The 8,947-nt window shown below is 53.3% G+C and carries 9 protein-coding genes; 2 read left to right on the top strand and 7 right to left on the bottom strand.

Annotation, left to right across the window (positions count from 1 at the left end; translation table 11 throughout):
* Positions 1 to 229: 229 nt before the first annotated feature.
* On the top strand, positions 230 to 1,660 hold the full coding sequence (locus tag GOV45_RS16165) for a CAP domain-containing protein (protein WP_170479664.1): 1,431 nt from the start codon (positions 230 to 232) through the stop codon (positions 1,658 to 1,660).
* Positions 1,661 to 1,783: 123 nt separating this feature from the next.
* On the opposite strand, the gene GOV45_RS16160 is transcribed toward GOV45_RS16165, so the two are convergent.
* From GOV45_RS16160 to GOV45_RS16140, 5 genes are read right to left on the bottom strand one after another with little or no spacing between them, the layout of a single operon-like run.
* Positions 1,784 to 2,326: a DUF3833 domain-containing protein gene (locus tag GOV45_RS16160; RefSeq protein ID WP_170479663.1), complete on the bottom strand. Its 543-nt coding sequence runs from the start codon at positions 2,324 to 2,326 to the stop codon at positions 1,784 to 1,786.
* Entirely contained in the window at positions 2,323 to 2,940 is a 618-nt protein-coding gene (locus tag GOV45_RS16155; RefSeq protein ID WP_170479661.1) for a DUF3833 domain-containing protein, read from the bottom strand. The genes GOV45_RS16160 and GOV45_RS16155 overlap by 4 nt, the downstream gene beginning before the upstream one ends.
* Positions 2,937 to 4,160 (bottom strand): MFS transporter, encoded by a 1,224-nt coding sequence (locus GOV45_RS16150; protein ID WP_170479658.1) that lies wholly within the window; start codon positions 4,158 to 4,160, stop codon positions 2,937 to 2,939. The genes GOV45_RS16155 and GOV45_RS16150 overlap by 4 nt, the downstream gene beginning before the upstream one ends.
* Positions 4,160 to 4,705 (bottom strand): hypothetical protein, encoded by a 546-nt coding sequence (locus tag GOV45_RS16145; protein WP_170479656.1) that lies wholly within the window; start codon positions 4,703 to 4,705, stop codon positions 4,160 to 4,162. The genes GOV45_RS16150 and GOV45_RS16145 overlap by 1 nt, the downstream gene beginning before the upstream one ends.
* Positions 4,659 to 5,990: an NAD(P)/FAD-dependent oxidoreductase gene (locus GOV45_RS16140; RefSeq protein ID WP_170479654.1), complete on the bottom strand. Its 1,332-nt coding sequence runs from the start codon at positions 5,988 to 5,990 to the stop codon at positions 4,659 to 4,661. The genes GOV45_RS16145 and GOV45_RS16140 overlap by 47 nt, the downstream gene beginning before the upstream one ends.
* Before the next feature lie 227 nt (positions 5,991 to 6,217).
* On the opposite strand from GOV45_RS16140, the gene GOV45_RS16135 reads away from it, so the two are divergent.
* Positions 6,218 to 6,943, top strand: coding sequence for an SDR family NAD(P)-dependent oxidoreductase (locus GOV45_RS16135; RefSeq protein ID WP_170479652.1), 726 nt, complete (start codon positions 6,218 to 6,220; stop codon positions 6,941 to 6,943).
* A 3-nt stretch (positions 6,944 to 6,946) separates the two neighbouring features.
* On the opposite strand, the gene GOV45_RS16130 is transcribed toward GOV45_RS16135, so the two are convergent.
* Both GOV45_RS16130 and GOV45_RS16125 read right to left on the bottom strand, forming a co-directional pair.
* The gene (locus GOV45_RS16130) at positions 6,947 to 8,599 is read right to left on the bottom strand and encodes a DUF6504 family protein (protein ID WP_170479704.1); all 1,653 of its coding nucleotides are present in this window, start codon (positions 8,597 to 8,599) and stop codon (positions 6,947 to 6,949) included.
* A gap of 60 nt (positions 8,600 to 8,659) precedes the next feature.
* Positions 8,660 to 8,947 carry an I78 family peptidase inhibitor gene (locus tag GOV45_RS16125; protein WP_170479650.1) on the bottom strand — a complete coding sequence of 96 codons (288 nt, stop codon included), beginning with the start codon at positions 8,945 to 8,947 and terminating at the stop codon, positions 8,660 to 8,662.

Genomic DNA, 8,947 nt, shown 5'->3' with positions numbered 1-8,947 from the left:
CCAAAAAAGAAAAATAAACGCAAAACTGCCCAAACAACACAAATCAAGCAAAAAATGGGGTTTCAGGTTGCCTGCGGGCATTGCGCATAAAGAATCGTCAATCCGCTTATTAGTAAGGCCAAACCAGCAGGAAGTCGCCGTTTTGGGTGCGTAAGCAATTTGTGGCTTCAAATTGTCCAATTATAGACAAATTTTCCTCTGACTATGTCCGCAGTTTGGAGGATCGGTGATGTCGGAAGCAAGTTCCCTTGAACGAGAAATGCTCAATCTGATTAATTCGGAGCGCGTTTCGCGTGGGCTTGATCCAGTGCAGTTAGAGCTCCGGCTTAACGCGGCGGCAGAAGAGCACAGTGATTGGATGCTCGAAACGGGCACATTTTCGCATACTGGGGAAGGCGATAGCTCAGCGACTCAACGAATTCGCGAATCTGGCTTCGTCTTGTCCGGGTCGTGGTCTACCGCCGAAAACATCGCATGGCAGAGTCAGCGCGGTGTTCCAGGTTTCAGCGATGACGTCGTTAATTTGCATGACGCGTTGATGAACAGCGATGGACATAGGGCGAATATTCTCAATCCGGCACTGGCTTACATCGGCATTGGGATCGAGATCGGTACCTTTCAGGGCGTGCCTGCCGTGATGGTGACGCAAAACTTTGCACGGACTTCAGCCGGTGTCCAATTGGACGAAGGTGGCAGTGCCGGAACGGACGACAGCCTACCGTCTGAGCAGGCAATCGCTCCCGAGGAAAACGCTGAAGTGGAAGCGACACCAACCCTTGAACAATTCACGCTAGAGAGTGAGAGCGGAGCGCTCAGGGGTACTCCGGAAGAGCTGGACAATGATGTAATAACCAACTTTGACGAAGGTAATCAGCTAATCCTCGAAGGAGTCCAACCAGGCCGATCCAATATTCACTTTAACAGAGACTCAGAGATCGAGGTGGATTTAGACGGCGATGGTAATTCAGATGTTACAATATCGCTCATTTCTGGGCGGTCAGAAGGCGACATTTTCGCAATCGCAGTCGACGGGAATACCATCATAAGTTACGCCAAGTACCTTCCTGACCTGTCGGATGGGGACAGAGTAAGCCGAGACCAGATCAACGGCGTGGTCAACAAAGAGTTTTTGTCAGGTGACGGTGCGACGGATTTTCAGGTTGAACTGCTCGATATTGGGCACGCAGGGTACAATAACGTGTTGGGGGTCTATGATATCCTCGACAATGGCGAAATCGCTAATGTGCGATTGTTGTACGACAACACCAACCGCGACACCGGCTCAGTTACCATTTCAGACGTGGCGGATGGCAGCAGACTCGGGTTCTTTGTTGTTCAGAATGCTGCAGATTGGGCAGCCAACGTGTCAAACAGCGACGTGTTGGAGTTTCGAGCCGGCAATGGTGCAGTTGCCGATGTGGACGACGACTTTGATCTAATACTTTTTGTCAATGGAAACTCAGCCAGTGTAAACACGTTCCATGCGGAAAAAGCCTTACTGAATACCGACGATGAACAACATGCACTTTCGGGAATTGCCGACGGTGGGAATGCAATGATTATCGGTTTCGAAGACCTTACCGGCGGTGGTGATCAAGATTTTGAGGACGTTGTATTTTCAGTCACGCGTATTGAAACCGACGCGTTATCAATTGCGTGAAAGCGGCCAACCTTCTTCACCGTGGGGACACACTGGTAGTTTTTCTTACCGCACCTGACCGCAAAGGTCTAATAGCTTGGTGTATGGCTGAAATTGGGTGTCCATCGCCAACCGCGACACCCATCACTTCTTTTCGAAGAACAAGACTACTTCACCCAGACGAACGCCAAAGCGCGAGACATAGGCTCGATTCAAAAGTCGGTCATCTGACAAAAGCCACATCCAATCATCAAAATTGACACGCATTGTGCCGTCTTTCACAGGCAGGTCGATCTTGTACTTCCAGTTGAATGTATCACCGCGTTCAATACCGGTTGCCGTACCCAATACACCGGGTGCTGTCCCGGTCCAAGTGTCGTCAGATGTTTTGTTCAACGTCCAAACGCGTTGTTCCGTTGCCCCGTCGTCGTACACAAAGTCTTCTACTAATGTCAGAGTCCGACCATCCCAAGTTCCGTCAATTTCAACGGTAAAACGGCGCGGGATGTTGCCCAGAACATCCTGAAACTGACCATACGCTACGGTTTTTCCTTCAAAGAACTCTTCTAGGTTCAATTGCCGGTCGGACAAAAATGTTTTGGGAACCCTCGGCTTTGCTGAGCAGGCTGCTAAAACTAAAAGTCCGGTTACCGCAAGAATTCCAAGAAGATAACGTCGAGCAATCATTGCAGTGTCCTCGGCGCTGCTTCTGCGTCAAAGCCGTTTGTTCCGGGTAGATGTTTCAAGACGGCCTCTGGCGCTGGTCGCATTGTTGCGACCAGCTCTGCGACTTTAATTCCGAATTTTCGCATCTCTGACCGGTTCATTATCGCCCCGTTTTCCGTCAGGTACATCCAATCGGTTACTTCCAGCGTGTGCCCCCCTGCATCCTCTGGCAAAATAATGCGATAGTTCAACTTGACCGTAGAGCCAGAAACTATCCCTCGACCTTCGCCGACTATGTCTTCTGCGGTTGCCGTAAATTTGTTTCCCGTTCCCAAAGTGAGGTGCCATTTCCTGGTCATTTGCTTGCCATTGGAATAGGTAAAATACTCTGATAACGTGCCTGAGTTACCTTCCCATTCACCGACCATTCGGGCAACAAAGCTGTTCGACATCTTGCCGTTGGGACCATAAATTAAGCCTTCTGACAGAATTTCTCCGTTCAGGTGTTTTGTGAGCGAAAACTGAGGTCCGGTATCAGCATAATCTGAAGGAGTCTGCGCACGAAAGCTGAGGAAACGACCTCGGACTACGACAAGCGCAATAACCACCAGCAAGAGTACTATCAGAAAGTTCATTTGACGGTTACCTCTGTAGGTAGGGTCAAAACCATTCCAAACGCGCCCAGCTTTAGAACGCAGGGCAATACGGCGTAGGCTAAGTTGAGTGTTTCTAAAGCCTGAACGGAATTGGATTGACCGGGATTGAAGCCACTGCGTTCAAGCAGCGGAAGAGTAAAAAATGCAGCCAGAGCCAGCCCCAGCTTGCCAGCAAAAGACCAAATTCCAAATGCTGCTGAGGCATTCAAGCCAGAACGTGTAAGAACGACCGAGAACATCGCCGGTAGTACAACCATGTCCGCGCCCAACGCCGCGCCGGAAGCAAAGCATATCACTGCAAAACCCGTAAGTTCGCCAGCCGGCAACATGGCGGCGCCGATGAAACCGGCAATCGACAATGGCATGGCGATGATCAGGGTCTGTTTGGGGCCTATTCGGTTTCCAAGCTTGGCCCACAGTGGAACGCTGGCACCTGCGCTGAGAAAGAAAAGTATCAGCAGTGGCCCGGCCTTCCCCGGTAATTGCAGTCGGTCTTCGACAAAAAACAAGAACAAAGTCGAGGTTATTGCGACTGGCAGGCTATTGATTAGAGCAAGCGTAAGTAAACGAAGGGCACCTGCCTGACCAAGCCCGGCAAAAGAAAGGCCCTGCCCTGTAATCGGAGTTCGGCGCCACATGGGGAACGTCAGCAGGATGGTAAAGATAGATAAAAGGCCAAGAAACATTCCGAACGCGGGATATCCTTGCGCTTCGGCGCCGATTGCCACGAACAATGCGGGGGCGCCTGCCGCGGCGATAACTCCCGCCAATTGGCCGCCTTCGCGATAAGCGGCCAACCTCATCAATTCAGCAGAGTTCGGTTTTTTGGCCAATGTCGCACTGCGACCATAAAGTAAAATTGTCCCAAGGCTGTAGGCGGAAAATAGCAGGATCAAGATAACAACAAGAGACAGAATGCTGGCGTCCTCCGGTAAAGAGAACAGCAGCGGAAAGCCGACGGCCAAGCCAATCGCCGCCATGATGGCAAACATCAATTGAGCGCCAGGCCAACGATCAATCGACCAACCGATCAAGGGGTCTTGTACCAAGTCCACCAACCGGATCGCCAACAATAAAGTCCCGATTACGCCAAGCCCAATTCCAAGATTTACCGAGGCAAATCGCGGAAGGTGGATATAAAGCGGGATACCCGCCGCAGCGAGCATAAGCGCGTATAGGCTGACACGCGGATACAGCATTATTGCCCCTTAAGCTGTCGCGTGAAGTTTGCCGATCTGGTGTCGTCCCCAAGGAAAATTGACATGAACGCCCGTTTGATCCCGGGGCTGGAAAGCGCACAGGTCTTGTTCCCGTTGCGCCAGAAATCGACTTGGTTTGGACCTTCGGAAATTGCCAGATAACTGTCGCCATTACTGACTGCCTGAAAGCATTGTTCCAATTGCGTCTGCGAAGGAGCTTTGTTCCCTTGGCGTTCAATCTCATCGAGCGTTGATTCAACCAAAGCCTTCTGTTTTAGGGACTTTCGGTAGGTCAGTTGCAGCCCGAAATCCTCGTTCCAACTGAAAGGTCCACCCCCAGGTGTAAACAGTTTTGCGTCATAAATAGGCAGGCCCAGATACCGAAAAGTGGAAGTCCCTCGAAGTTGCGCGTCTTTGAGTGCACCCGCCAGCGGCGAGGCCGCCAGCCAGGCTGGCGGCAACAACAAGGCAGTTACCAGCGCTACGCGCCAGATGCATTTACTCGGCCGCAACAGAGACAGCCGTATCTGGTTCAAGAATGCCATTGTCAGCTCCGATTCTATGCGGGGTGCGTTTCAGCAGATCGACGACATGCATCGCGCTCGCAATCCCGTCTTCGTGAAAACCGTGCCGGTTGTACGCTCCGGCAAACCACGTTCGGTTCTGTCCCTGCATCTCGCGGATTTGCCCTTGTGCTCGCAGGGCAGCTTTGTCGAATACCGGATGGGCAAATTCGACTTCATCATAGATTTTATCCGCAGCGATTTCTGATGATGCGTTCAGCGTTACGAATAGTGGATCACTGTCAGGAATATTCTGAAGACGGTTCATCCAATAAGTCACGCCAACATTGCCGCCATTTGAACGATAGGTCCAACTTGACCAGCAGGCCCGGCGACGCGGCATCTGGCCTGAATCACAATGCAAATAAGCTTTATTGGGCTGATATCGTATAGACCCGAGTGCATCCCTTTCGACCGATGTCGCTGAATCGCCCAAGATCGACAATGTTTGATCCGAGTGCGTGGCCAAAATAATCTCATCAAACAGGTCAGGCTGCCCTTGACTGTAGACGGTGACGCCCAGATCGCACCTTTCGATATGGTCAACCGGAGCGAACAAACGAATGTCTGAGCCACGGGTTCGCAAGGCTGCCTCAAGACGACGTACGTATTCGATACTGCCGCCTTTTACTGTCCACCACTGGTGCTGCTTAGAGCGATCGCCTGCCATCAAGGCATGATTTCGGAAAAATTGAACCAAGGATCGAGCTGGAAATTGATCAACAAACTCGGTTGGTGTGGACCAGATTGCGCCACACATAGGCATCAAATAGTTGTGACGGAACCAATGACCCAGGCGCAGCTGATCCACGAGCTCTCCAATTGTGGTGTCGTCATCCCGTGCCGCAGTCGGGGCCTCTTTGCCAAATCTCACTATGTCCGCAATCATCTTGTAATATGCAGGACGTGCAAGATTGCGCTTTTGAGCAGTCAACGTACGTAAGTTATTCAGGCCATACTCGATTCGACCGTTGTCTATGGTCGCACCAAAGCTCATCTCGCTCTTTGTGACAGGAACGTTCAGCTCTTCAAACAATTTGGTGAGATAAGGGTAGGTGACGTAATTGAAAACTATAAAACCGGTGTCAACGGGTTGATCACCGTTTTTGCCTGCCATCACCGTTCTGGCATGTCCCCCAAGGCGAGGCTCTGCCTCGAAGATGGTGATGTCATGGTCTTCTGAAAGATAGTAAGCTGCGGATAGACCTGAAATGCCTGCACCTACAATCGCGATTTTCTTGCGTACGCCTCGTGTCTCGTCGAACATATCATCCTCTTTGTGCGACATTTTACAAAGGGATACGCAGCGTTCGCTCGATTGGATCAGTCAAGTTAGATTATTTTCTCCAACGTTCTATATTTAGTTTCTGGCCTGATCTTCCGGATCGAGGATGATCCACACGAAGCATTGAGACGTAATATCCACAAGATGTCCAAAGCAACTTTTTTGAGACGTTGGATCCTAATGATCCAGGCGTTCCGGATAGCCCAACCATGAGCAGTTTTGACGGAAAAACATATTGGATTGTCGGGGCCAGCGAAGGATTAGGTCGTGCTCTGGCTGAGGAGTTAAGCCGTCAGGGCGCGCATCTGGTTTTGTCGGCCCGCAATTCAGAGCGGTTGACCCAGATTTGTGACGACTTAGCCAATGCAAAGGCGGTTCCGTGTGATGTGACTGATTTAGAGTCTGTCCAGAAGGCCTTGACCGAAGCCGGACCAATTGATGGGTTGGTTTACAATGCAGGCGCTTACGATCCGATGCGTACGACGGACTGGAATACCGAGTCAGCGTTGGTCATGAGCGATGTGAACTATCTGGGCGCCTTACGCGTGCTTGGTGAAGTTGTTCCGGGTTTTGTTAAAGCTGGTCGCGGTGAAATTACCCTGATCGGTTCGCTGGCGGGTTATCACGGGCTGCCTGCCGCGATTGGTTATGGTTCCAGCAAGGCTGCTCTGATTTCCCTGGCCGAGACTATGCGGCATGATCTGGCGAGCAGCGGCGTGACGGTGCGGATCGTCAACCCGGGTTTTATCAAGACGCGCCTGACTGAAAAGAACAATTTCAAGATGCCCATGTTGATGACGCCCGAGGATGCAGCGGCCCGGGTGGTTAAGGCGATGTCGCGCCGCCGCTTCCGTACGGATTTCCCGGCCCCATTCTCGTGGCTGATCCGCCTGATCGACTATCTGCCGGATTTTCTGGTTTATCGCGGAAAATAGAGTCTACCCAAACTCTCCCTGACAGAACCATCCCGCAGACATAGTGCCGCCATGGCCGTAAAACAGCCATAACCTTTCACCTTGTTCGGTTACTACCACCCAGTAATCGCGAACTCCGCTGCGCCAGTTTGGATCATCCAACCACCACTCTGGCGCAATCCGTTCCGGGCCGGTAGCTTGCGCCAGTTGCCACTCGCGCCCGCGCCAGCGAAAGGTATTCGGCACGTCTGGGGTTTCTGGCGCCATCACCGGTTCGGGTTGCCACATTTGCAAGGGTCTGGGACGTGGCGGGGCGGGCCAGTCGTGGGCGGGTTCTGACCATGCCGCGGCCAATGTCTGCGCGGTTTTTTCGGGGATATGAGAGGCTGCGGGATGCCGCCGTGTAATCACCTCAAGCCCTACTCTTGCGCCTAGTTTACCAATTAGATCATCAACAGCCGTATTTCCTTCAAGGCGATTGCGGGCTACGCGGCGTGCCTCGGCATGGCCTGCCATCGTACGGGCGTGGATGGGTTCAGTTTGCACTGCCTCAAGCCGTAGCATGTCAATGCCATAGCCCGCGTCGATCTTGTCAATTTTCATCTCTAATAAAGGACGAATGCGGTGTTTATCAAAGGTCGGTCGGGCCAGACCCACCTCGATAATCTCAGCCGCCTGATCGGCGCGATGCGCCTCAAGCCGCAGGGTACGGACGCCGCGGCTTTTCTCTTCCAACTTTGCGCAAAGTGTAGGCAGGACCCGGTCAATGGCGGCCATTACGTCTTCGATTAACCCGATTGGGTTGGGTAGGGTCATACGCACTGCAAAGTGATGCGGTGGGCGTGCGGGTGAGACTGGTTCGGGTGCGCTACCCATTGCCTGATCCAACCGCAGTACCAATCCCCGCCCAAATCGCCGCGCCAGAGAGGCGCGAGGTTGCCCCAACAGATCGCCAATCTGGCGCAGGCCCAAGCGGTTCAGCTGCGTCACAACCTGATCTTCCAACCGTAATGCTGCGATAGGTAGGGGGCTGAGTGAGCTATAGGCATGCCCCGGTGGCGCGATCCGAGCACCACCACCCAAAGCCGTCACTTGCGGTGCGGCTCCGCCTTTGGTCCAGTGTCGCCGCTTGCCCGCCCGGGCGCGGGTGGCACGGGCTTCTTGGCTGATTGCGTCGCCATTGCGGTCTGATATGACCTCTTGACCTGCATAACGGGCCAGCGCCCAGGCCGCACCCAGCGTGTCGGCAATACCCATCTGTACACTTAGGCCCATATCGGCGCAGTCGGTTTCTATGACGCTTAACAGCGTCTTTTCGCCCCCGAACAAATGGGCGCAACCCGACAGGTCCACGATCAGACCATCGGGTGCTTCTTCCGCTACCCATGGGCTGAATTTCCCCGCCCAACGGCGCAACGCGGTCAGAAAGGCCGCTTCGCCTGGTGCATTGCGCGGGCGCGTCACAAGGTCTGCACACATGGCGTGAGCATCGCGCACCGGTTGGCCGATACGCAGACCAGCGGCCTGGGCGTCGGCGTTCAGCGAGGTGACGACCTGCATGTTCGATTGTTCGGCCACCACGGCCAAAGGCCCGGCATGCAGGCCTCGCGCGGCGCGTACCAGCCGTTCAGCCCCCAGACGGGGGAACCACAGGGAAAGTATTCGACGGTTGGGCATCGGCAAGCATTAAATGTTCCTATTTTGTTCTTATTCGGGAATCATGCCCCGAGTCCATGCCTACCCGCAGCTCAGACGTTGAATCACACCGGAGCCGCTCACGTAGACGTTCAACCTGTCGATCCGGTAATCCTGCGTTGCGATGTCATCCGGGCCAAGTACACGCGATCGTTCCGGAAGACTCGCCTGAATGCTGGAAACGGGTTGACCGACTGAATCAGCAAACGGCTCGCCCTTGCAAAAGGCCAGATCCACCGGAGCGTTTTCTGAGATGGAAGAAACATCTTCAGGAATGCTGGTGTCAGCGCAGGCTGCCAGAAGGGCCAAGATCGGGATAAAACGGTGCAT

It is taken from the genome of Ruegeria arenilitoris (assembly GCF_013035425.1).
Lineage (GTDB): Bacteria > Pseudomonadota > Alphaproteobacteria > Rhodobacterales > Rhodobacteraceae > Ruegeria > Ruegeria arenilitoris_A.
Note: the sequence above shows the minus strand (reverse complement) of the source record. Positions and strands in the feature narration are given on the sequence as shown.

Bases quoted from the DNA above. Each gene is read 5' to 3' on its own strand.
- GOV45_RS16155 (WP_170479661.1), bottom strand. From the start codon at position 2,940: ATGAACTTTCTGATAGTACTCTTGCTGGTGGTTATTGCGCTTGTCGTA.
- GOV45_RS16140 (WP_170479654.1), bottom strand. From the start codon at position 5,990: ATGTTCGACGAGACACGAGGCGTACGCAAGAAAATCGCGATTGTAGGT.
- GOV45_RS16150 (WP_170479658.1), bottom strand. From the start codon at position 4,160: ATGCTGTATCCGCGTGTCAGCCTATACGCGCTTATGCTCGCTGCGGCG.
- GOV45_RS16160 (WP_170479663.1), bottom strand. From the start codon at position 2,326: ATGATTGCTCGACGTTATCTTCTTGGAATTCTTGCGGTAACCGGACTT.
- GOV45_RS16130 (WP_170479704.1), bottom strand. From the start codon at position 8,599: ATGCCCAACCGTCGAATACTTTCCCTGTGGTTCCCCCGTCTGGGGGCT.
- GOV45_RS16145 (WP_170479656.1), bottom strand. From the start codon at position 4,705: ATGGCATTCTTGAACCAGATACGGCTGTCTCTGTTGCGGCCGAGTAAA.
- GOV45_RS16165 (WP_170479664.1), top strand. From the start codon at position 230: ATGTCGGAAGCAAGTTCCCTTGAACGAGAAATGCTCAATCTGATTAAT.
- GOV45_RS16125 (WP_170479650.1), bottom strand. From the start codon at position 8,947: ATGCACCGTTTTATCCCGATCTTGGCCCTTCTGGCAGCCTGCGCTGAC.
- GOV45_RS16135 (WP_170479652.1), top strand. From the start codon at position 6,218: ATGAGCAGTTTTGACGGAAAAACATATTGGATTGTCGGGGCCAGCGAA.